This window comes from Alphaproteobacteria bacterium US3C007, assembly GCA_034423775.1.
GTDB lineage: Bacteria > Pseudomonadota > Alphaproteobacteria > Rhodobacterales > Rhodobacteraceae > Thalassovivens > Thalassovivens spotae.
The window spans coordinates 176286-199071 of record CP139918.1; the positions used below are offsets into that span (position 1 = coordinate 176286).

At 42.9% G+C, this 22786-nt stretch carries 25 protein-coding genes and 1 pseudogene; 18 read left to right on the forward strand and 8 right to left on the reverse strand.

The features are described 5' to 3' along the window. Nucleotides 1-28 precede the first annotated feature (28 nt). From UM181_00890 to UM181_00935, 10 genes are read left to right on the forward strand one after another with little or no spacing between them, the layout of a single operon-like run. Nucleotides 29-433, forward strand: a complete 405-nt coding sequence (locus UM181_00890; protein WQC63199.1) for an FdtA/QdtA family cupin domain-containing protein — start codon at nt 29-31, stop codon at nt 431-433. Beyond that, entirely contained in the window at nt 420-1523 is a 1104-nt protein-coding gene (locus UM181_00895) for a DegT/DnrJ/EryC1/StrS family aminotransferase (protein ID WQC63200.1), read from the forward strand. Before UM181_00890 ends, UM181_00895 begins: the two co-directional genes overlap by 14 nt. Then, nucleotides 1516-2436: a glycosyltransferase gene (locus tag UM181_00900; GenBank protein WQC63201.1), complete on the forward strand. Its 921-nt coding sequence runs from the start codon at nt 1516-1518 to the stop codon at nt 2434-2436. The genes UM181_00895 and UM181_00900 overlap by 8 nt, the downstream gene beginning before the upstream one ends. Beyond that, nucleotides 2429-3112, forward strand: a complete 684-nt coding sequence (locus tag UM181_00905; GenBank protein WQC63202.1) for a methyltransferase domain-containing protein — start codon at nt 2429-2431, stop codon at nt 3110-3112. Before UM181_00900 ends, UM181_00905 begins: the two co-directional genes overlap by 8 nt. Next, nucleotides 3102-3527 (forward strand): acyltransferase, encoded by a 426-nt coding sequence (locus UM181_00910; protein ID WQC63203.1) that lies wholly within the window; start codon nt 3102-3104, stop codon nt 3525-3527. The genes UM181_00905 and UM181_00910 overlap by 11 nt, the downstream gene beginning before the upstream one ends. Beyond that, complete coding sequence (locus tag UM181_00915) at nt 3508-4296, forward strand: hypothetical protein (protein ID WQC63204.1); 789 nt, start codon at nt 3508-3510, stop codon at nt 4294-4296. The genes UM181_00910 and UM181_00915 overlap by 20 nt, the downstream gene beginning before the upstream one ends. Continuing rightward, entirely contained in the window at nt 4269-5438 is a 1170-nt protein-coding gene (locus UM181_00920) for an NAD-dependent epimerase/dehydratase family protein (GenBank protein ID WQC63205.1), read from the forward strand. Before UM181_00915 ends, UM181_00920 begins: the two co-directional genes overlap by 28 nt. Then, nucleotides 5432-6556 (forward strand): DegT/DnrJ/EryC1/StrS family aminotransferase, encoded by a 1125-nt coding sequence (locus UM181_00925; protein ID WQC63206.1) that lies wholly within the window; start codon nt 5432-5434, stop codon nt 6554-6556. Before UM181_00920 ends, UM181_00925 begins: the two co-directional genes overlap by 7 nt. Then, nucleotides 6550-7854, forward strand: coding sequence for a hypothetical protein (locus UM181_00930; GenBank protein ID WQC63207.1), 1305 nt, complete (start codon nt 6550-6552; stop codon nt 7852-7854). Before UM181_00925 ends, UM181_00930 begins: the two co-directional genes overlap by 7 nt. A 1-nt stretch (nt 7855) precedes the next feature. Continuing rightward, nucleotides 7856-8965 (forward strand): glycosyltransferase, encoded by a 1110-nt coding sequence (locus tag UM181_00935; GenBank protein WQC63208.1) that lies wholly within the window; start codon nt 7856-7858, stop codon nt 8963-8965. Nucleotides 8966-8986: 21 nt separating this feature from the next. Here the strand turns inward: UM181_00935 and rfbB are convergent, their stop codons facing one another. The 4 genes and pseudogenes from rfbB to UM181_00955 form a co-directional block, all read right to left on the reverse strand. Continuing rightward, a complete protein-coding gene (gene rfbB, locus UM181_00940) occupies nt 8987-10027 on the reverse strand; it encodes a dTDP-glucose 4,6-dehydratase (protein WQC63209.1) in 1041 nt (346 codons plus the stop codon). A 234-nt stretch (nt 10028-10261) separates the two neighbouring features. Beyond that, nucleotides 10262-10579: a hypothetical protein gene (locus tag UM181_00945; GenBank protein ID WQC63210.1), complete on the reverse strand. Its 318-nt coding sequence runs from the start codon at nt 10577-10579 to the stop codon at nt 10262-10264. A gap of 381 nt (nt 10580-10960) precedes the next feature. Then, nucleotides 10961-11919, reverse strand: a pseudogene (locus UM181_00950) (IS630 family transposase). A 287-nt stretch (nt 11920-12206) separates the two neighbouring features. Further along, the gene (locus UM181_00955; GenBank protein ID WQC63211.1) at nt 12207-13112 is read right to left on the reverse strand and encodes a tyrosine-type recombinase/integrase; all 906 of its coding nucleotides are present in this window, start codon (nt 13110-13112) and stop codon (nt 12207-12209) included. A 35-nt stretch (nt 13113-13147) separates the two neighbouring features. Between UM181_00955 and UM181_00960 the strand changes: the two genes are divergently transcribed. From UM181_00960 to UM181_00985, 6 genes are all read left to right on the forward strand, one after another. Further along, entirely contained in the window at nt 13148-13387 is a 240-nt protein-coding gene (locus UM181_00960; protein ID WQC63212.1) for a helix-turn-helix transcriptional regulator, read from the forward strand. A gap of 121 nt (nt 13388-13508) precedes the next feature. Continuing rightward, nucleotides 13509-14162 (forward strand): hypothetical protein, encoded by a 654-nt coding sequence (locus UM181_00965; GenBank protein ID WQC63213.1) that lies wholly within the window; start codon nt 13509-13511, stop codon nt 14160-14162. Beyond that, on the forward strand, nt 14159-14713 hold the full coding sequence (locus UM181_00970; GenBank protein WQC63214.1) for a hypothetical protein: 555 nt from the start codon (nt 14159-14161) through the stop codon (nt 14711-14713). Before UM181_00965 ends, UM181_00970 begins: the two co-directional genes overlap by 4 nt. Nucleotides 14714-14784: 71 nt before the next feature. After that, nucleotides 14785-15072, forward strand: coding sequence for a hypothetical protein (locus UM181_00975; GenBank protein WQC63215.1), 288 nt, complete (start codon nt 14785-14787; stop codon nt 15070-15072). Between the two features lie 264 nt (nt 15073-15336). After that, a complete protein-coding gene (locus UM181_00980; protein ID WQC63216.1) occupies nt 15337-15561 on the forward strand; it encodes an AbrB/MazE/SpoVT family DNA-binding domain-containing protein in 225 nt (74 codons plus the stop codon). After that, the gene (locus UM181_00985) at nt 15558-15956 is read left to right on the forward strand and encodes a type II toxin-antitoxin system death-on-curing family toxin (GenBank protein ID WQC63217.1); all 399 of its coding nucleotides are present in this window, start codon (nt 15558-15560) and stop codon (nt 15954-15956) included. The genes UM181_00980 and UM181_00985 overlap by 4 nt, the downstream gene beginning before the upstream one ends. A 666-nt stretch (nt 15957-16622) precedes the next feature. Here UM181_00985 and UM181_00990 read toward each other — a convergent pair. Together UM181_00990 and UM181_00995 are read right to left on the reverse strand one after the other, a co-directional pair. Continuing rightward, nucleotides 16623-17087, reverse strand: a complete 465-nt coding sequence (locus UM181_00990; GenBank protein ID WQC63218.1) for an HAD family hydrolase — start codon at nt 17085-17087, stop codon at nt 16623-16625. After that, nucleotides 17084-17281: an HAD hydrolase-like protein gene (locus UM181_00995; GenBank protein ID WQC63219.1), complete on the reverse strand. Its 198-nt coding sequence runs from the start codon at nt 17279-17281 to the stop codon at nt 17084-17086. The genes UM181_00990 and UM181_00995 overlap by 4 nt, the downstream gene beginning before the upstream one ends. Before the next feature lie 466 nt (nt 17282-17747). Between UM181_00995 and UM181_01000 the strand changes: the two genes are divergently transcribed. Both UM181_01000 and UM181_01005 read left to right on the forward strand, forming a co-directional pair. Further along, nucleotides 17748-19160, forward strand: a complete 1413-nt coding sequence (locus UM181_01000; GenBank protein ID WQC63220.1) for a mannose-1-phosphate guanylyltransferase/mannose-6-phosphate isomerase — start codon at nt 17748-17750, stop codon at nt 19158-19160. Nucleotides 19161-19475: 315 nt separating this feature from the next. After that, complete coding sequence (locus UM181_01005; protein ID WQC63221.1) at nt 19476-20294, forward strand: SDR family oxidoreductase; 819 nt, start codon at nt 19476-19478, stop codon at nt 20292-20294. Nucleotides 20295-20562: 268 nt separating this feature from the next. On the opposite strand, the gene UM181_01010 is transcribed toward UM181_01005, so the two are convergent. Then, nucleotides 20563-21699, reverse strand: a complete 1137-nt coding sequence (locus UM181_01010) for a cobalamin-independent methionine synthase II family protein (protein ID WQC63222.1) — start codon at nt 21697-21699, stop codon at nt 20563-20565. Next, complete coding sequence (locus UM181_01015) at nt 21700-22668, reverse strand: cupin domain-containing protein (protein WQC64800.1); 969 nt, start codon at nt 22666-22668, stop codon at nt 21700-21702. Nucleotides 22669-22786: the final 118 nt, after the last annotated feature.

The window sequence follows — 22786 nt, forward strand, 5'->3', positions numbered from 1 at the left end:
CGCAGAGTAAAAAGGTGGACTAGAGCAAATGTGGAATAAAATTTTTATCGATGTGTTCGGTGACGATCGAGGACAGTTACTGCCTATTGAATTTCGAAATTTAGAATTTAAACCAAAGCGGTTATATACGATATTTGGCAACCAAAATGGGCTAACACGAGGGGAACATGCTCACAAAAACCTCAAACAATTGATTTTAAATATTTCAGGTGAATTTGATCTGTATCTCTACGACGGAAAGAATAGTGAAGTCGTGGAGTTGCGACACCCTGGACAGGCAGTGTACGTAAGTGGAGTTGTTTGGAGAGAACTACGAAATATATCTGAAGACTGTGTAATCAACGTTCTTGCTGATCAGCCTTTCGAACAAGCTGATTATATTCACTCTTTAGATGAATTTTATAAAGAGGTTATAAAAGATGATAACGTTTAATGACCAATCAATCATCAATTTAGCAGAGATTTTTTCTGCAAATGATCACACCTCTACTACAACTGGTGGTCAATATAGTAAGGATTGCACAACCCTGATCTCGCAAAAAACAGGATATAAATATGCGTTTCTAACTCCGTCTTGCACTTCGTCAATTGAGATTATGTCACAATTCTTATTTGCGTCAGGTCTAACCAATGTTATTGTGCCGAGTTTTACTTTTACAACTTCAGTAATTCCATTTATCGACCGTGGTTTAAAGGTAACCTTTTGTGATGTTGACCCAAATACAGGTTGCATTTCCCCTAATGAATTAAAAAAAGTAATTACTTCACGACATGACGCAGTGTTGTGTGTATCCTATGCAGGTTACCTCCCACACCAAGAAGAAATTTCAGAAATATGCAAACAGAATAACTGTATGTTTTTACAAGATGACGCTCAATCAATCGGTAACATAGGCCGTAATGATGAGGGCATGTTGCCTATTGCCGACTTTAGTGCATTGAGCTTCCACTACACTAAAAATATCAGTTGCGGAGAGGGTGGGGCGCTCTTGTTTAATAATAGTGCTTTCTTCGACCAAGTTACGGAAATAGTTAATAAAGGAACAAACAGACATCTGTTCCTCAAAGGGCAAGTAGAAAAATACAATTGGACAAGCTTGGGTGGCAGTCATTTAATGTCCGAAGTGACCGCTATCGTGTTGTTATCGCAGCTAAGTAAAATAGATGTTATAACAGAGTATAGAAGAAGAATTTGGGATGTATATGCACAGGTTCTGAAGGATTGCGTTCGGTTTGTACATGATCGTGAGAGATCCACAAATGGACACATTTTTGGTGTGTTAACTCGTGATGCTTCGGATCAAAAATTACTGATAAAATTTTTGAAATCTAAAGGGGTGCAGGCAGTTGAGCACTATACCGATTTATCGGCTTCGCCATTTAGCAAAAAAGCCTCTATAGAAAAGCATTGTTCTGGCGCACGTGAAATTAGTTCTCGAATTGTGAGGCTACCCATTGGGCTTCACGTAACTGAAAATGAAGCTACAAGAATAGCAAATTTTGTGAAAGTTTACTTTGAATAACGCACTTCATATTTTGGCGTTGAACTATAATAACGGCCGTTACGTAAATGAGTTTTTAACCAGTTTAAAATCACAATGTTTAATTAATTGCGTTGTGACTATTGTAGATGATGCATCGACGGATGGAAGTGCTCAAGACATTATTTCATTCGTTCATGAGCATGCTCTAGACTGGAACGTTGTAATTAATAGTCAAAACGAAGGGATAAATGCTACCATATATCACAATTTAGATACTCGTTACGCTTTCACAAAGATTATTGCAACAGATGACATATTTGCGGCAGATGCTGTAACTAAATATTCAAAGCATTTGCATAACAGTAGAGCTGACATTTTGTACAGTGATGGTTTAATTATTGATCAAAAATCACAGAAGATTGGAGAATATAATTCTGTACCAGCATGGTTTTTCAATTCAGGTTTCTTCTTTCAACTGAGTCTGTATAATAACTTTCTACCGAGTCCTACAGTAGTTGTGAAAACGTCTCTAATGATGACTGCACTAGAAACATACTCACATATTAAAAATATGGAGGACTGGCCCTTATTAGTACATTCACTAAGACAGCGGAGTAGATATATCAAGTTAGACTCTCGATTGATATTGTATCGCCGTCATGCTCAGTCGTTGGCCGTTGCAACATCACCTGGTGGGATTGGGAATAATGGGATGGATAGAATGGCTTTTGATATCTCTAAAGTTTTAGATCAAAACGTAAAGTCTGCTTCGATGCGTACAAAGTTAATAGGAATATACCCTAGGGTTTTTGAATTGAAAAATGGTAAAAATTCAAGATTTGTTGGCTCTATTAAATATTTTGCGATTGAAAGTTTATTCTTGAAAATCCTCATGTATATTTCCACAGGCAGTGCTCGTTTCGTAAAATTAAAGGGAGATTTTTATGATTAATATTTTTGGAGCAGTTATAAATTTTATTTTCAATCCTGCCTACTCGCTCAACATGAAAATACGCCGGAATGTTGCAAAAAATCTTTCCCGGAAAAAGAGAACACTAGATTTTGGGTGCGGTACGTGCATTCATGCTGATTGCGTTGAACCACAATATTACATTGGGGTCGACGTAGAAGATCGGCGTGGTCCTGAAAGTTCTGAAGTAAAGCATATTGTTTATTCCGGGAATAATTTATCTTCGCTTAAACTTGGAAAGGTGGAGCAAATACTTTGTTTGGAGGTTTTGGAGCATATTTCAGAATATGAAAAAGCGTTATCGGAATTAACTAATACACTCGTACCCGGTGGAATTATGGTTATATCGGTGCCATTTATTTGGCCAGAGCACGAAACACCCAATGACTTTAATCGTTTTACGATTTACGGCCTATCTGAGTTGCTCTTAAAGCATAATTGCGAAATTCTTGAGTGTAAAAAAATTGGATTCGCTACCTTAACATTATTTACGCTGTCGATAAGAAATATATTGAGGTCAATATTAGGGAGAAACATATCAATACTATTATGTGCAGGGTTATCTATTATTTGCAATATCCTAAACCTCTTGAATCGTAGTCAACATGCGGCTTTGTATACTAACACAATAGTAGTGGTACAGAAAATTGATACATAAATTATCTGATGTCAGATCTAATTGTATCGGTATAGGGACTAATGTGTGGCAATTTACCGTAATATTGGAAGGTTGTGTAATTGGTCGTAATTGTAATATCTGCTCGCACTGCTATATTGAATCCGGAGTTATCGTCGGTGATAATGTAACTATTAAAAATAGTGCCATGATTTATGACGGAGTACAGATTGGCGATAATTGTTTTATTGGCCCGAATGTAACTTTTACAAACGATCGTTACCCAAAATCTAAGAATGTTAATTTTCAGAAACTAGAGACGCAAGTTGGTGCAGGGACATCTATAGGTGCGGGTGTAACTATTCTTCCTGGCGTAAAAATTGGAAAAAATTGTGTGGTAGCAGCTGGTGCAACTATCATTAGAGATTTGCCTGATAATGCAAAATACATTAAATAACGTTCGTTGCAAAGCTAAATTTATTTATATCGTTCCGTCTAGTCGGAGCATAGACGAGGCAAAAACAACATTGCAATCAATCGATTATTGCTCTAGAAATTCTCGCGACGTTTTTATGATTATACTGATACTTAATGGAGAGTTGGGTAACAGTGAATTGTCATTGGCTGAATTTGATGTCGAAATCGTGGTTCTGCGTGATGTCAATATCACGAATGTTTCCGCTGCGCGTAATTTGGGCTTAAATTACTTGGAACGCTTTGAATATATCCAGTCATTCATTTGTTTTCTAGATGGCGGCGATGTGCTTGTAAAAGTCCCACGTATTTCATGGTCACCAAAAACAATTTATAGAACTCGGCATTATGAGCTTTCAAGTCGCGGAAAATATGACGCTTTTTTATTCCCTTTAGCTTTTAAAGAATTCGTTAACCCCTTCGCAATTGGTGCGACATATGTTTCTTCGGAGATTATTAGAGATATGATTAGATTTAGGGAAGGTCGTAAAGAAGACTGGAAATATTGGTTAGAATGTTTAGCTTGTGGGTACGGTGTACGGGAATCTAATCTACGTACTTATGTTTATACGACGTCAGGTTCTGTCAGTCACGCAACTCGGAAATTACCACTGTATAAAGAGCAAGTAAAGTTTTTCGCTAATCGCTCGCGCAGTAATGGCTTAACTCTTTATCTTGATGTTGTGTTCAAATTTTTGGTTCACATCTTTCTAAACTCGTTAAAATGGACAATCTTGAGGAAAAAAAAATGAAAATAATGGTACTCGGCGGCGACGGATTTTGCGGTTGGCCCACAGCACTTGAATTAATTCACAACGGTCATGAAGTTCTGATCGTAGATAATTTAGCAAGACGGAATATTGACAATGAACTTTCGACTCAGTCTCTCACGCCGATAACTGACATAAACCAAAGGATTTCAGTTGCAAACGAATTAGTTGGAACACTTGGTTTTGTTTACTTAGATATCTCCTCGCAGTTTACTGAATTCAAAGACTGTGTATCTGAATTTCGTCCAGACACCATTGTTCATTTTGCTGAACAAAGATCTGCTCCATATTCAATGCTCGACGCAGACCGAAGAATTTATACAACTAACAATAACGTTAATGGTACTACAAATGTGTTAAACGCAATTATTGAAGTTAATCGTGATATCCATTTGGTACACTTAGGCACAATGGGTGTTTATGGTTACAATGATAACTTTGGTAAAATTCCTGAGGGTTATTTGGACATTACTATCAAATCTACGGGATACCCAACGGAAATCCTTTATCCTGCTAACCCAGGTAGTGTTTATCACATGACAAAATGTCTAGATCAATTGTTGTTTCAGTTTTACTGCAAGAATTGGGGTTTAAAGATTACCGATTTGCATCAAGGGATTGTATGGGGTACGGAAACAAAAATTACTAAACGGCACGACAGTTTGTCGAACCGTTTTGATTATGATGGTGAATTTGGTACTGTTTTAAATAGATTTTTGACTCAAGCAGCGAAGGGTTTACCATTGACTGTGTACGGTTCTGGTGGACAACGGCGGGCTTTTATTAATATCAATGACACAACAAAGTGCGTAAGGCTGGCAATAGAAAATCATGACTTCGAGCGCAAAAAGGTCCGTATTTTCAATCAAGTGTCCGAGGTAAGGGGTGTAGAGGAACTCGCACATATTATTAGCGATCTAACAGGATGTGAGGTGTCTTATGTGGACAACCCTCGCAAAGAATTAGCTAAAAATGAACTATTTGTCGAAAATGCTGGTCTCCGCAGCTTGGGATTTGAGCCTATTACACTGAATGAGGGGTTACTGGATGAAATTCTTCAGGTTGTGACACCCAATTTACATCGCATGAATGACGCCAATGTTACTTCGAGAGCAAAATGGTAGTAAAATTAATTGACCTCGATCGCGTTAATGGATCTGCATTTAATAGTTTCTTAAATGAGTTGATAAGACTCAAAGGATCAGATGAAGCCTTTCCATTTTGGATAAATGGCAAGAATAAAGAGCTGTTTGAAGACTCGTTTGGAAAAGAAATATCAGGTTGTGATTATAATATTGGTGTTGGTAATGGATATGATGCTATTCGAATTGGCACAAAAGCTTTGATCTCTGCGGGAATTTTAAAAATCGGGGACGAAGTACTTGTACCAACAAACACTTTCATCGCATCAGCGTCGGCGTTAATCGATGCTGGTTTAAAAGTTAAATTCGTAGATGTGGAAAAAGACGACGGTTTGGCTTCGGTCAATTGCTTTACAGAGGGAGTAACTGAACGCACTAAAGCCATTATGTGCGTCCACTTGTATGGCAAAGCATCCAAACTTAAGGAATTATATGATTTCTGTGAAGTAAATAATATTGTTCTGATGGAGGATTGTGCTCAAGCTCACGGTGCAAGATCGGATCAAATCGTATGTGGATCTGCTGGCAACATATCATTCTATAGTTTTTATCCTGGAAAAAGTTTAGGCGCACTTGGCGATGGAGGAATGATTTCAACATGCAATTTGGCAATTGCCAACCATTGCCGCATGATTTCAAATTATGGCAGTAGAGAAAAATACAAATATGAAAGTATTGGACAAAATAGTCGTTTAGATGAGATCCAAGCTATATTTTTAATTGAAAAATTAAAAACCTATTTCGAAAATTGTAAAAAAAGAATAGCGCTTGCAAAGCTTTACTGTGATTCAATTAACAATCCAAATATTGAATTAATGAATTATGGAAACATGGATGGTGATCATATTTTTCACTTATTTCCAGTTCTTGTGCGAAATCGCAAAACATTTCAATCTTACATGTCGAAATGTGAGATAGAAACCGGTGTTCACTATCCTCAATCTCTTGACAAACTAGAGATATTTAAAAACGTTGAGCGCGTTAAAATCAAAAATGCACATATCATTAGTGAGTCCATTGTATCTCTGCCAATGCATGAATGCTTAGAGCGTGCTGAAATAAATCATGTAATCGAAATGGTCAATAATTTCAGTTGTTAATAGCTATTACAACGTTTGCTATTTTTGCTCCTGGAGTTTATTTCTGTTTGATCAGAAGTAACGATGCATCCGCATTATCTGCAAACTCTCAAAGATTAACATTTTTTTTCCAATTTATTCCAATTATTTTTGGAATAGTTGCAATTGGCGTGTTCGATATTGAATTATGGCAAGGTTTACACTCTAAAATCTCAGATAATACAAGATTTATTGTCACAGTACAGTCAATATTCACATTATACGCAATGCTTTTCATATTGAAGATTAATCACAGAAACTTCAAGAATATCGACACAGTATTTATACAAAAACGAAATTATCGCTTCTTTAAAGTCAGCAAGTTTGTTGTTATAAGTCTATCGATTATAATATTATGCATGGTGTTTGAATTATATCGAATACCATCTTATCCTTTAATAATTGCATTAACAGAGGGACCAGTGGCAGGTGCTATTGCGCGCGGAGAAGTAATAAATTATCAAATTAAAAATGGTATACCACTTTTTGGCTACATCCTATATTTTGCGCCTACTATTTTCTTGGTATGGTTAATGTATTTCTACTACCAGAAAGGTGTGAAAATATTATTTTGGTTTTATTTGGGAGTGTATGTTTTATTTAATTCTATAATTTTGTCGAAATCTATCTTTTTAGTGCCGCTTTTGTTAATAGCATGGGTGAGGTATACTGTGCTGAAATTGAAGATTGATATATTATTCTTAATGTTAATATTACTTAGCATACTCACTATGTTTTATCTCGTTGCCCAGTCAAATTTAATGGATATCTTAGAAAATATTTTAAGAAGGGTATTCATCGGTCAGTCAATGGGTATGTTCCTTATTCGAGAATACTTCACTGAGCAAGATATGAACGCTTTATTTTATGGGTTTCCATTACATCGACTTTTTGGTGTTGAAAGTTTTGATCCATCGGCTCTCGTCGTGGAAAAAATATTTGGGGCAGAGGTAGATGGTTTTGTAAATATAAATTCATTTTTTGTTGGTCAGGGTTTTGTAATGGTTGGAAATGCGATAATAATAATTGGACCTTTAATTTATTTTTTAAATATCTGGATGATTTTTCAAATAAGTAAGTTCTTCAAAAGAACTACATCCAATAATTTACAAAGTGTAATAGTCTTGTACTTCGTTCTTACGCTACCAATCAACACTAATTTCGCTTTGTTATTATACCTAAAGCCTGTTTTGGGCTTTGTGTTGGTATCGTTATTCTTTGAAACGTGTGCATATTTTTCAGGTGAAAGCAAGTTAATTAGTAAAGCGGATTGTAGATAAGATGAAAAATTTAGTGATAATTTGCTCGTGTGTCACGACCAGTTCGGGGGTACATGGGGGAGTATCAACGTTAATAAACGAGATTTCTGATAATATTGAGGGACATGGCGTTGATTTACAAATCATCGCTTTGCATGGGATATCACCCGTCAACGATACAAATAATGTAACGGTGTTGCAAAGTTGGGAACATCAGTCAGATTGGAATAAATTTATTAAATTCATATACTGGATTAAAACTTCATTTTTGCTATTGGTCCATTTGATCCAAGGGTATAGGCATTATCGTCAAACCCCTATAATTTCAACCAGTCCAGGCCCCAGCTGTATTCTCCCCTTTCTATTTAACAAGGTTTTTATTTGGGAAAATGTCGCGTTTTTTGGGAAAAGAAATTCAATCGACTCGTTGCGGCTTAGGTTGTTTTCAGTGTTTAGATCCACAATTATTGTGCCTACGGAGTCAGAGAAAGAGTATTTAAACACATTATTTCCTAAATTATTAGTTGTCCATTTACGTAATTGGGTTTCCCCAAAAGTATTGAGAAAACTCGACACGTTTGTTTTAAGTTCAACGAATGAATTTCGTCTTTTGGCGGCAGGGATGTTACATGAGCGTAAAGGTTTTGATCTGCTGCTGGAAGCGTTGAGTCGTGTGGATAGTCCGATAAGAAAACGAATTAAAGTAGATATATATGGCGAAGGAAGCGAGAGAGAAAATCTTGAAGGACTGATCGATGATTTGAGTTTAACGTCACAGGTGAGTTTGAAAGGGTTCAGTGAAAATTTGTACGCAAGTTATCGTTATTACGACTGTTTTGTTTTACCTTCACGGTTTGAAGGTTTTCCCTTGGTTATGCTTAATGCCTTGTACGCTGGGCTTCCTGTGATAGCATTTGATTGCCCAACGGGTCCCGGTGCGATTATTAATTCTGATAATGGCTTTCTCATTGAAAACGGCAATGTGCAGGAGATGGCGAAAGCGTTTGAAAAAATAATTAAAACACAGGACCATGTTACTTTCCGAAAAGCTTGCCCAGAGAGTGTTAGCAACTTCCGATTAGACAACTCAATAACTACACTGTTGGATATTGTGTTTCATTGCAAATCATAATTGGTAGTGGTGCTGTTCAAGTTATTTGAGACCTAGACGCTGTCCAACGCCGGGACGATTTAATAGTGGTTTCCACCAAGCTGAGTTATTCAAATACCATTCGACTGTTTTCTCCAAACCCTGTTCTATGGTCATTGATGGGCGCCACGATAGTTCATTTCTTAAACGGCCAGGATCAATAGCGTAACGTGCATCATGACCAGGACGATCAGTCACAAATTCAATAAGAGTTTCGTAGCTCGCTTGATCACGCGGCTGTAGGCGATCCAAAATACCGCAGATAGTTTTAACTATCTGCAGATTTGTTCGCTCATTTTCGCCTCCAATATTGTAGCTGCGACCTAGTCTTCCCTTTTCTAGTACTAGCAACAAAGCATCCGCGTGGTCTTCTACGTATAACCAGTCACGGATGTTGCTACCATCCCCATAAATAGGTAACGATTTTCCAGCGAGTGCATTCAAAATAACGAGTGGTATTAGTTTTTCTGGAAAATGATAGGGTCCATAGTTGTTGGAGCAATTGGTCATTACGACGGGTAGGCCATATGTTTCAAACCATGCGCGTACTAAATGATCTGAACTAGCTTTACTCGCTGAATAAGGGCTGCGAGGATCATAAGGGGTTTCTTCGGTGAAAGTACCTATTTGCCCCAGTGAACCAAAAACTTCATCAGTACTAACGTGATGGAAACGGAATTTTTCAGGTTTACCCTCTGTTCGCCAATAGCTAAGAGACGTCTCTAAAAGATTGAAGGTTCCAATTATGTTGGTTTCGATAAAGTTGATCGGATCGTCAATCGAACGGTCCACATGAGACTCGGCTGCTAAATGTATTACTTTGTCGGGCCGGTGTTTGGAGAACACTTTAACAAGCGCTGTGCTGTCCCGAATGTCCACTTTTTCAAACATATAGTTTGGATGATCTTCAACGCTGGCTAAACTTGCTAAGCAAGATGCGTAGGTTAACGAATCGACATTCACCACTGAATACCCACGGGAAATGGCTAACCTAACCACTGCTGATCCAATAAATCCCGTACCTCCTGTGACCAATATTTTCATTAATTATCTCCGTAAAAATACGTGCATTTTAATAGCGCTGGTTGCAAGTCTACCGTTAAAATTGAGAACCTAGAACTTTCATATACGACAAGCTTTTGGCCGGATCTACAAACCGGTTCAGTTGCGTGTATTTACACAGAAAGTAAATTAATCTCAACTTTAGTGACATTGTTGTAATCAGTCTGTAAAACAAAAAGTAAGTTTGATACAAGGGATAGATAGATTTCGTAAGAACTAATGCTGTTTTAGATACATGTTTACGATTTTGATTGCTCTTTTTTGATCGCCGGGATCGAGCCTTACTATATCGCTCATTTCAAACCAAACTGAATTAGGCTCTGCAATCCTTTCAGTAGTCAACAAAATTGTGTGTCGTTTGATGCAAAGTAACGCATCATATTCAAATGTTGAATAATTTTCCAATTGTATGACCTGTTTGCCTTTTTCGAAACTTATTATATTTTTTTCATAATAGAAAGCATCCAACTCACCTTTGTGCGCGAGTTTAGCGGTTTCAATGAACTCATAGGCGTAAGCCGAAAAAAATATCACGAAACGTAAGCCTTTAAATTTTGCCGTGCTTTAAACAATACCAGTGTTGAGATTCAAATACAACTTTGTTGGACATGTAGAACACGGCAAGTCCCAACTACACTCAATATAAAAGTGTTAATGGGTCATCCGCCAGTAAAGCTTTTTTATCTATCATAAATCAAATCAGGCGGCGCTATGACTTAGCGAGACTTCGCTAGTTCAAAAGAGAAGTTTTTAAAACGTTATGCTTTGGCAGCACAAAGGTTCAGAATTGACGTAAATAGTGCACGTCGTAACTTGTTCCAAGCATTTTAGGTGGTAGCTGGATCGTCGAGCGAAATTGGCTGTTTTTGATAATTGTAAGTATCCAGAAAACATGTACTTTAAAGCATTATGCATTTAATCTGAGGCATATCCGGCAGCTTTGAGGAAGTTCCAACACTCCTGCGGGTCGAACAGGTCGCAGATGTCTCCGAGAGCCTGGAGCAAGGTGTCAAAGTTTCTGGCACCGATGCGTCGCAGGTGGGCCTTGAGTTTCGAGAAGGCCATCTCGATGGGATTGAGATCGGGGCTGTAAGCAGGCAGGAACAAGAACCAGCAGCCGCGCTCCTTCAGGGCTTGTGCCGCGCGTGGACTTTTGTGGGTGGACAGGTTGTCGAGGATGACAACAGTCCCCGGATCAAGTGCCGGGACCAGTTGCGTCTCGATATAGGTATCGAAAGCAGGGCCGTTCATTGCGCCGTTGATCACCCATGGCGCGATCAGGGCGTTTTGCGTTAGACCGGCAAGAACGTTTGAGTACCCCACTTGCCGAAGGGTGCGGTGCCATAGAGCCGTTCCCCGACAGGCGCTCGCCCACGCAGCCGCGTGAGGTTTGTCTTGACCGCCGTTTCGTCGATGAAAACCAGCCTGTGCGGCTCCGCGCGCATGCGGGGTTGACGGTGCGTGATCCAATCACGGCGGGCCTGACGCAGCGCAGGTCGATCACGTTCCGCCGCGATCAGTCCTTTTTTATATGACAGCCCGGCCCGTTCGAGCGCGCGGTGCAGCGAAGAAAGCTGCACCTCTACGCCATGTGTTTCGGCCAGGGCACAGGCCAATTCCTTGAGCGTGATGTCCGGTTCAGCCTGCACGATCTCCAGCAGAAAATCCCTGTACTAAGAGAGTTTGCCGAACTGGCCGGCAGGGCGGCCTTGCGGCTTGGGTACAGCCGTGCCGTGTTCACGATGCTGCGCTGCCAATCGCACCGCCGTGGCTGCACTCACACCGAACAGCCGCCCTGCGGAACGGGCCGAGTTGCCCTCAGCGACGTAGGCGCAAATCCGTTCCCGAAGGTCCAAAGAATAAGGTTTGGACATGATCCACCTCCAAACAGAAGTGAATCAGACAAAGGTGGGCCTATGAACCCCAATTCGATTCAAATCAAACGCAAACCGCTTTAGTAGGGCAATGAACATTGTTTAGTTTATAAATTGTGCCTATCTAGTTAGAGTTATATTCTACTTATACTCAACAGATCTGTAATGTAAAATCTCTGGCACAGGTACGCTTCAGACATTCGATATATATTAGGCAAGTCGTGAGCTGACTATCGTTTGAGTAGGTGAAAATTAATGTGTCAACCACGTGAAACATACCGAAGATACTACTTCCAAATATTATGCTGCGAAAACCGTAAATACCTCGAAACAGTCTCAGCATTTGACCATCCACCCGCACGCGTGATGGCCGCCATATCATAACCTTTAATGAGTAAGTCCTGAGCGGCACGAACGCGTAGCGAGTGCCCCGAAACTTTCAAATCACTCGGTCGTTCACAGCGCTTCACTTTCACAACACTTTTCTTGATAATTTCATTTACGTTCCTGTCGCAAATAGGGCGATCCAAACACTGGCCGTGATTTATCGCGCAAAAGACGGCTTCGATTTCCGTGGGTTTCTTTTGAAACCATCCCCTTAATAATTTAGCGCTCCGCTCAGAGCCAAAGACAAGCCGACCACGTCCATACTGGTCGGTTTTGCTTTTTCTGATTATACCTTTTAATGCGCCATCTTTTGTGAATTCCAAATCAGTCGTTCGGAGTGCAACAAGCTCTGATCTTCGGGCAAGGAAATCGTAGCCTAGAGACAGCATGGCTTTGTTGCGCGTGCCTGCGAGTGTGTCGGGTTGCGCGTCTATCATTTTCACCAAGAGATCATGATTGATGCCAACGGCTTGTTGTTGTTCCAGACACTTAGAGCGTTTCAGGCGGCGAATTGTAAGGTAGATTTCTTCTGTTTGTGTATGGTCTTGGTGCCCGAGCAATTTATTGATGCGTCGCAGGCAAGATAGCCGCCGTCTGATCGAGGAATAGCTGTAGTTTACTGCCATCGTCTCAATGTATTCTCGTACACCGCCGGATGTCAGTGGAAACGGTTCAATGTTTTTCACGAAGCACCAATCGACAAATGCCTTGGTGTCAGCATAATATGACTTGAGTGTGTTTGGAGCATAAGCACCTTCTAGACATTGAAGTGTCTCAGATAAACGAATTTTTATAATATCGGACATATGGACGATAATAGGACATAAGGATGTAAGTGTCAATGATTACTGTTCAGCAATTGCAAATGGCTCGTGCTGCGCTGGGTTGGTCATTGGATGTCCTCGGCGAAAAAAGCGGTGTCAGTTCAAGAACAATACGTAGAATTGAGTCTGAAGGCGGCCTCGAAAAAGCAACGGCGGCCAATCTGAAACTCATACAACAAACTCTGGAGAAAGCGGGCGTTGAATTCATTGGAAGTGCGGATGAAGGTCCTGGTGTCCGCCTTTGGAAGCTCCAGTGAATAAGTCGGTCACGCGTACCTATCCTTTGGGATATAAAACAAAAATACGCTGACCAATACACGACATAATAGCGACATATAGCGAATCTTGGCATGATGGGCACCACATGTAGGAGCCACCATGACCCAGACTTCACATCTCCTCCCGAGTGACTTTGGTCTAAACAGCTTTCAAGAATTGATCTATCAACCTACCCATAGGGCAGGGGATCATCTTGATGACTTAGACGCATTTCGGGATGCCCTTTTAACTGACCTCGCGCCCATGCGGCCCCATGAAGCCGTCATGGCTGAAAACATCATCATGATCGAATGGGATATTGCCCAAATCCTCATACAAAAGAGGCATATTGCCAGATCAGCGGTTTTTGACGAAATCACCAACCAGTATGTGAAACTTGCCGAACAGGAATTTTATGAGGAAGAGCGCCGGCAACGTTTGGAAGATAAAGAGCAAAATAATGATTTCTTTGCGTCCATCACGTCTTATGGAAGTTACGACGTCTTTGATCCACATGACGCTAAAGCTGCGGCAAGTCAGGTGATCGCGCAGCTGAAATCGGGGAAGACTGATCAAATTGAAAAAGCGCAGCTTCAAATAAAAGCCAACCTCCCATTCCCAGAAACAATTTTGTCTGTGGTTTATGAAACAGGATCAAAATATCGAGAATTGGATGACGTCCTGTCTGATTTGGAAAAGCGGCGCCGTCGCATTCTAGAGGATTACCAAAATCTCCAAAATGCGCGCGCAATTGATGTGAAGGCTGCTGAATGAGCTTTGGTCGCGTTTTTGAAACGATCAGTGGCGAGCCGCACGAGACTGATGTCTTAGAGCTTCTGTGCACAGGGGCTGAAGTGGCACGCAACAACGCGCGCAAGCACGGTCTCACCGCTGCGCTCGCGCCCAAATCCGTGTTGGAGTGGTACCGCATCATCCTGAATGATCCCAACGCAGAATTATCCGTTATGGACGCTCTCAGCGATGAGCAGCGGCTTGCAGTAAACTTAGCGCAAGCTGAGGTGCGTCTTCGAAGCGTGCTGCACGCCATCGACGAATTCGAGCAAGAACGTGATCCACTTTTTGAAGAATTGGCCAATCAAGAACATGATTATCAACTCTACCTCCGTTTTGCGCGCAATCGGGATTTAGATAAATGGACGCGGGATGCCTCAAAGATTCTTTTGCAGATTATTAAGAAAGACATTCGAAAAAGTCAGAGGCAGATTGAAAATCGCACGCGTCTCCTTCAGCGCTACAAACGGGAAGCGCTTTCAAAGCAACGCAAAGCTCAGAAAGCCTGGTCTGACCAATTCAAGAGGAATTAAAACCTAAAATCCCGAAACGAAATTCTCCACAACCAAAAGGCGAAAAATTCACATCTGAATATTCAAACGCGATGCTTCCGAAGCCTGCGGTAGATGAGCGCGAGCACAATTCCGAGCGCTACGCCGACAATATCCGCTATCCAATCCTGCATATCTGCGCTGCGCCCAAAGGAGGGCTGGATGAGTTCTATGAGGCCACCAAAGACACTGGCTCCGACAAAGACCGGAATGAGCCCAATGCGTCCTGTGCGGGCCAGTGGAAAGGCGAGCGCTGCGAAGGCAATGAGGTGTACAAGTTTGTCGGTGCCATCCGGCGCTGGGGGCGGCTGATTGATAGGCCAAAGCATGGCGACTGTTAAGACAGCAGTCACCATCAGGGTGAGCGGGATATCAAGATACTTGCGCATGTGAACCGCGTATAGGCGCTGGGTGCAGAACACAAGGCAAAGCTATGATGTGAGGGATTCACGGCTAAGGCGAAAGACCCGCCTATTCAGGAGCTTGGGGGTTCCGATAAGGGCCAGGGTTCGGGTGGGTGGTCTTCAGGCACTTGCATTTGATTTCCCTAATCAGTTGCGTTATAACATTTGTAATACTAGAATGTAAACTTTGGGTGATATCTGATGACTGCGCTTACAATAAAATCTGTTGGTAATTCTGCTGGCATTCTATTGCCCAAAGAAATTTTAACCAAGCTTCGGGTCGATAAGGGGGACGTCTTGCATGTTATTGAAACGGAGAACGGCATTGAGCTTACCCCCTATGACCCTGAATTTGACGCGCAGATGGCGGTTGCAGAAGACATCATGCGAGAAGATCGAGACATCTTGCGCAAACTCGCGAAATGACAGAGCCAATCTGGATCAATTTACGCGTCATTAAGGCCTTTCACGATCGACAAATTAATGAGCATGGCGGCCTACCGGGGCTTCGCGATGAGGGATTGCTTTTGTCTGCCCTATCAAGGCCAGAAAATTCCTATCATTACTCTGACCCAAAACCAGACGTGGCTGAACTCGCCGCAGTATATGGGTTCGGGCTTGCAAAAAATCATCCCTTCAATGACGCGAATAAGCGCACCGCACTCATCGCAATGCGCCTGTTTCTAAAGTTAAACGGATACGATTTAGCAGCCTCACCTGAAGACAAGTATAAGACGATCATACGCGTAGCTGCGAGCGATATCAGCGAAAATGAACTCGGGCAGTGGATTAGGAAAAACCTGGAAGAGATAAAAAGTTAATCCCAAGTAATAGTCTATCACTTCTGAGGCTTAAGGGTTCCGATAAGCCTATATTTCTAGGTCTCAATTGTAAGCAATCCAGCAATCGCAGAGGCTACCTCTGTCTCTTTTAAGCAATCTATACAAGTGGAAGACTGAAAACACTTGTCACCCTAAAATTCACAGTGATTGCTTAAGATCTTGGTAGAAATTCTCATGGGACCCCAGCGCAAGTAGCGCCAGTGTCAAAACTTCATTTTCAAAATTTAAGCCAAAGGATTAAGCTTATGTACCATTTTAAATTTGTACACACGAACGCCACCTAGATCTTCAGATTTACGATCACCAGTGAGTAGATCCTGAATTAGAAGCTGCGGGCCTTGTCCAAATCAGGCTTCTGGATCGGATGCATTTTTTTAACTGCTCTGGCAAACTGATAAAACTGAAACACTCTCAACTTTTTCATCAAAAATTATGGGGCGTAACGTCTTCACTAAGACCTTCTCGATGCGCTAACAAAATCTCAATATTAAGGTTTGTAGAGTTTTATTTTCCGAGTGTTTTTATTCTTAGGCATGCTCACTAGAATGAATATTTCAAGAACATTCAAAAACAGCAATTAAAAAAATAAAAATGAATTCAATCTTAGACAGTTACACAACAAGCATGACGCAAATCAGTAAAATATCATTCACAAATAGACAATTTAATCTGACTAAGTTTTCTGAACGATAAGGACGCTTCTTTAAAAATATAGGAGTTATTTTGATGAACAACAATTGTTGGGATTTTTGCTGCGATCGCGGATTGGAACCCAGGTTGACTGTCTTCAATTGCTAAGGCCTGATCCGCATGAATTTGAAGTTGTTCTAAAACTCTCTTGTACGGCTCTGGGTTTGGTTTGCTATTCTGTACGTCATCACCTGAAACAATAATTTCAAAATATTCTTGTGCCTTGAGCTTGCGAAGCGCCAGAAAAATAGCCTGTCTTGAGGCTGATGAACATAGTGCTAATCTGAAGCCATTTTCAAAAATCGCTTTTATTAGCTCAGATGCCCCTTTGATTGGCATCATTTCCGTCTCAAGAGAAGATAGAGCATTTGTCTGAATTTCATTGATTAGGTGATTTTTTTGTTCATCGGAAAAATTCAAAAAAAATGACTTACAAAAGCATTCAAACTTCGTCCCACAAATGGCTCAAGGTCAGCCTCAGTTAGTTTCAGTCCATTCTTTTTAGCTACAGTGTCTTTTGCTTTTGACCATACATGTTCAGACTGAACCAGAGTACCGTCCAAATCAAAAACAAAGGCCAGAGTATGTGTGAGGTCAAAGCCCGAAATATTCATTCTTTGCTACAAACCACTTACCTATTCCAAACGCAACAGCTGCGACTTTTGGATTTGCCATACATCAACCAATTTTTTTCAAATCAAGATTTAGATTTTCACTGCGCTATAAAATGTAAATTTCGAAATTTTATCTATAAATCGATAACAGGCGGTGTTTGTCTACAATTTCTGTTCACGCGTAACGGTCTTTCAGTTTTGCGGCGATTACTCTTTAAAATTTAAAATTCAGGGCGTGGCTGTTTAGCTTAATTAAGCCAAATGACCCTACACATGACTTATGACGCGATGCGCAACCAAGCTTAACGCTACATTAACTTAAAAACCGAATGCTACAAAACATCAGGAATACATTTTTGCTTTTACTGGACGGTCTAAGAAACCCATGACCGGCACAAAAGCGGTGATTTAAAAAAAATCGCACATCTTTTGCAAAAGATGGATGCAACTGGAATGGAGCGTAAAAATGATAACTCCGGTAATCCTCTGCGGCGGATCTGGCAACCGGCTCTGGCCTGTGTCGCGCGCATCCTTCCCCAAACAGTTCGCCCCACTGGTCGGCTGCGAAACACTTTTTCAAAAATCCGCTCTTCGCAGCCTAGGTGCCGAGTTCACAAATCCCTTAGTGGTCACCAACTCAAATTTTCGGTTCATTGTGAAGGAACAACTACAGGCTATCAGCATCACTCCTGATGCTATACTGCTCGAACCTGCGCAGCGAAATACAGCCCCCGCGATTTTAGCCGCAGCAATATATTTAGCACAGCAAGACCCCGAGACAGCAATGCTGGTTCTCCCATCCGATCAGATGCTGCATGAAGTTGAAGATTTAAAAGTGTCGTTGAAATTGGGCCTTGCTGAAGTGGCACGGGGTCAAATCGTCACCTTTGGGATAACACCTACATATCCCGAGACAGCATATGGATACTTAGAAATACCCAAGCCTGTGAAACACGGCCCCATCCAGCCAATGGGTTTCATCGAGAAACCTGATGCCGCGCGCGCTCAAGAGATGGTCAAGTCTGGCTCTTTGCTGTGGAATGCAGGGATATTCCTTTTCAAAGCCAAAGATATTCTTACCGCTTTTGAAACCCATGCACCGGATCTGGTGAAACAAGTGACTAAAGCGATAAAGACGAGCAAAGATGATCGTGGGTTTTATCGGCTCAAAGCTGAAGAATGGGCCTCTGTTGAAAATATCTCGATTGATTATGCAATCATGGAAAAGGCACAGAACCTCTCGGTGGTCCATTTGGCTTGCGGATGGGCAGACCTTGGCAGTTGGGATGCGATCTGGCGCGAAAGCCCAAAAGACAATGAAGGTCTTACCATGTCAGGCGCAACCACCTCGATTGGCTGCAACAATACCCTCTTACGCTCTGATAGCGAGGGCCTTGAAGTGGTCGGAATTGGGCTGAATAACATCATAGCTGTTGCGATGACAGATGCTGTTTTGGTGGCTGATATATCGCGCGCGCAAGACGTTCAGAAAGCTGTAGATGCTTTAAAGGCCAAAAACGCGACTCAAGCCAGCGCCTTTCTTAAAGACCACCGCCCCTGGGGCTGGTTCGAGCGTTTGGTGATTGGGGATTGCTTTCAGGTCAAGCGCATTCACGTAAAGCCCAAAGCCGCGTTGTCCATGCAATCCCACCTTCATCGTGCAGAGCATTGGATTATTGTCAAAGGCACGGCAGAAGTCAGCGTTGATGAAACGGTTCAACAATTGCACGAAAATCATTCGATATTTATTCCGGTTGGGGCCAAACATCGCATCAAGAACTTGACAAAAGATCCAATGGTTTTGATTGAGGTTCAAACAGGACGCTATCTTAGTGAGGATGATATTATGCGTTACGAAGATATCTATTCTCGAGGGTAAGAACCCGGCAGCGATTGCGCGTCTCAAGCAGATGAGCGCGGGTATTCTGCCTCAATCTGAAAACGGCCCGAGCTCATTATGGAGTGTTATATTTAAAGTCGAGCATCTTTGGGCAGGTATCAATCTGCGCTCCTAGGCTCGTTTTCGCCAATTAGCTCCGCAAAGGAAAACCGAGTGTAACGTGATATTGGCGGTCATCCTCTGGGTTTCATCAGCTTTTTGCGACGCATAGATTATCTTTAGGGTTGAATGTCTGAAACATTCCGCGCTTTTCTGACCCTAACAATATAACCAAATAGCAGCAGGAGCCATAAAATGAATAGAATAGAAAATAAGGTGGCCATCGTCACCGGTGGAACGCAAGGCCTGGGTGCGGCAATCGCTTGGCAATTTGCCCAAGCTGGTGCCAAGGCTATTCTGACCTGCGGACGACATGCTGAAAATGGCAGTCATGTGGCCACAAAGATCACCCAAAGCACGGGCGTTCCAGTGGTGTTTGTTGAGGCTGACCTTGAAAGCGTGGCAGATTGCCGAAATGTTGTATCCCAGGCCGATACGCGTTTTGGACAGGTCGATATCTTGGTCAATGCTGCCGGCCTTACGGATCGCGGAAATTTACTGGATACCAGCGAAGATCTTTTCAATCGTATGTTCGCGGTCAATACCCGCGCGCCTTTTTTTCTGATGCAAGAAAGCGCAAAAGTGATGATCCGCGAGAACATAAAAGGCTCAATTGTAAATATTGGTTCGGCCTCAGCGATGGCAGGTCAGCCTTTTATTGCGCCCTATTGCGCCTCCAAAGGCGCATTGGCAACCTTAACGCGCAATTCTGGATATGCTTTGATGCGCAATAATATCCGGGTCAATCAGCTAAATATTGGCTGGATGGCTTCGGATGGAGAAGATCGTATCCAACGCGAATATCACGGGGCTGAACATAACTGGCTTGACGCCGCTGCAGCTGAAATGCCCTTTGGCAGGCTGTTAGATCCAAAAGAAGTGGCCAAAGCCGTTACATTTCTAGCCTCAGATGATAGCGGCATGATGACCGGATCGGTGATCCATTTCGATCAATCGGTTTGGGGGGGATATTCGTTTGCGCCGCCAACGCCTGACGATGCTTTGGCCCTTTAGCACAAAGCGACGCAGAGGCAGCTTGTAGGTTTTGAATGACCCGCCTAGCCCCCCTACCCTCTTATAAACATAAATCTCATAGCTGCCTAAAAAACCTCTGGCGGCCTACCCAAGGTGCTCAGAGTCCCACTGAAAGTGTGAATTGCGCACAGGGCGGTGATAACCCAGTCGAGGGTATACCGAAGCCGTATCGGAAGGGAAACCGCCCACATATAAGCTAACCCGCATGCGGCTCAGCCATGTGGACCAGCGCCGTGGCTGCTTGGGCTTATCCCCCTTCGGCTTTTGACGCCAGCTGCGCCCCCTCAGACAACGCCGTAAGTTTTGCATAGGCAATTTCAGGATCGATCGTGCCAAAACCGGCAAAGGTTCCAAAGCCGCAATCACTGCTGGCGACCACCCTGTCTTGCCCAACAATCCCCGAAAACCGCCGCAGCCGCTCTGCCACCAATTCGGGATGTTCTACAAAATTGGTTGTGGTATCCACAACGCCTGGCACCAAGATTTTATCGTTTGGGATATCATTTTTACGATCTGCAAAAACTTGCCATTCATGCCCATGGCGCGGATTCGAGGTTTCAAACAAGACATAGCGCGATTTGGTCGCCATAAGCGTATCAAACATTTTTGACATTGGGATGTCGCAGACATGCGGGCCTTCGTAATTTCCCCAACAAATATGAACCCGCACTTTCTCTTGGGGTACATTTTGCAACGCATAATTCAATGCCTCAACATGCGATTGCGCTATTTTAATGAAGGCCTCATCGCTGAGATCATGAAACAACATATGCCGTGATAACGCCAGATCCGGGCAATCCAATTGCAAATCAAGACCAGAGGCCACAATCGTTTCATATTCCTGCTTCATCGCCTCGGCTAAAGCTTCCAGATATTTTTCACGGCTCGCGTAATATTCATTTTGCAAAAACAACGATATCACCCCGGGCGAGGCGGCATTCATAAATCCGCGCTCCACCCCCGTGGCGGCCATCGCGCCTTTTAAATTGGCAATATCCTTTTCCAACTCGCCTTGGCCTTTGGATTTCACATCCCCCACGCACATAGGGCGCGCGTATTGCGGTGTGCCACCATCATCGGCTAGGCGCTTTAAAAAGCTTGGAAACCGCTTTAAATCCGCAGGCGCATTGCGCGGGCCATCGCCATCAAAGCCAGTATATCGATCTTTGACATAGGTCGCATAAGAAATTTTTGACGTCTCCCCATCCGATACGATGTTTATGCCGCCATCCACTTGCTTTTGAACCGTATCAAGAACCGCCTCCTGCATGGTGCGGTCGAATGCCACCTGATCATAGGATTGTTTATGTTCACGGGCAAAAATAAAATCCACGACAGCTTGGCTGCGCGGCAAAGACCCGACATGCGTTGTTGCAATCTTCATTTAATTTCCTTTCCAAGTGGGCCCGGCAGGGTCCGCGGTTTTCCGGATTCGAAAGGCCGCGCAAGCGCCGCTCATCGCTGGCGCCAAGCGATGCGGCATGTTTTCAGGAACCGAAGCTGTATCGCCTGGATTAAGCGCCGTGCTGCCACCCTCATAATCCAAACGCCAATGCCCGCGCACGGGCATAATGACATCCGCTTGATCACAAGTCTCAAAATCATCAAAGCCGGTGCACTGCGTGATAAACTCAACTTCAAACCCTGGTCGATCTGGAAGCATCGCGCCTTCGCCGATGATTTTTGCCGGCGCAGGATCCGCGAAAGCGACCATATCCCAATAACGTGCAACGTGGTTTGGCACCAAATCCTGCGCTGACAGTTCAGGAAATGCAGCGAGCTCTTGCGGCGTTAAAACAGGCATCGGCATGTCCCCTGCGGGAAGGCTTTGCCCCTGAGCAGTATCATAAAGCTTACCCTTTTGAGATAAAACAAGCCCATGGTCTTTGGCATCCTCAATCACTTGCGGCGCCCAAATCACACCCCCGCCAGCATCATCGCCGCCCAACACTGCCATGATCATTCCATAATCGGTTCCGATATTTTCAAACCCTCTGAAAATACCTGTCGGCAGGTTGATGATATCTCCTGCCTCAAGAACCACCTCACCCGCGGTGCCCCAACGCCCCCAAAAAAACCTCCACCGGCCCGAAAGTACGAAAAACACTTCGGCTGTGCGGTGCGAATGCAGTGAGTTTCGGCATTTGGGCGGCTGCCCGGCAGCGCCAATATTAAAACCGTGCGGAATATTGATATGAACATGTTGATCCGCACTTTCCGAGACCCCCCCACCGATAATGGTGAAGTTTTCCTTTTGATCCGAACCTGGGGTATGGGCATCGATAAAGGCCGTTTTACATGGGATCAAATCCCCATATCTTACGATCCTTTTTTCCATCTCTTGCGGCGTCATCATTATTGATCCTTGATCCATTAAATTAACGGGGCTGTAGCAGAAGCGCGCTCATATGCAGGCTAAACCTGGCTAGAACGGCGTGCTGCAGGGTGTAAAAAGCTTTTGACTTTGCTTC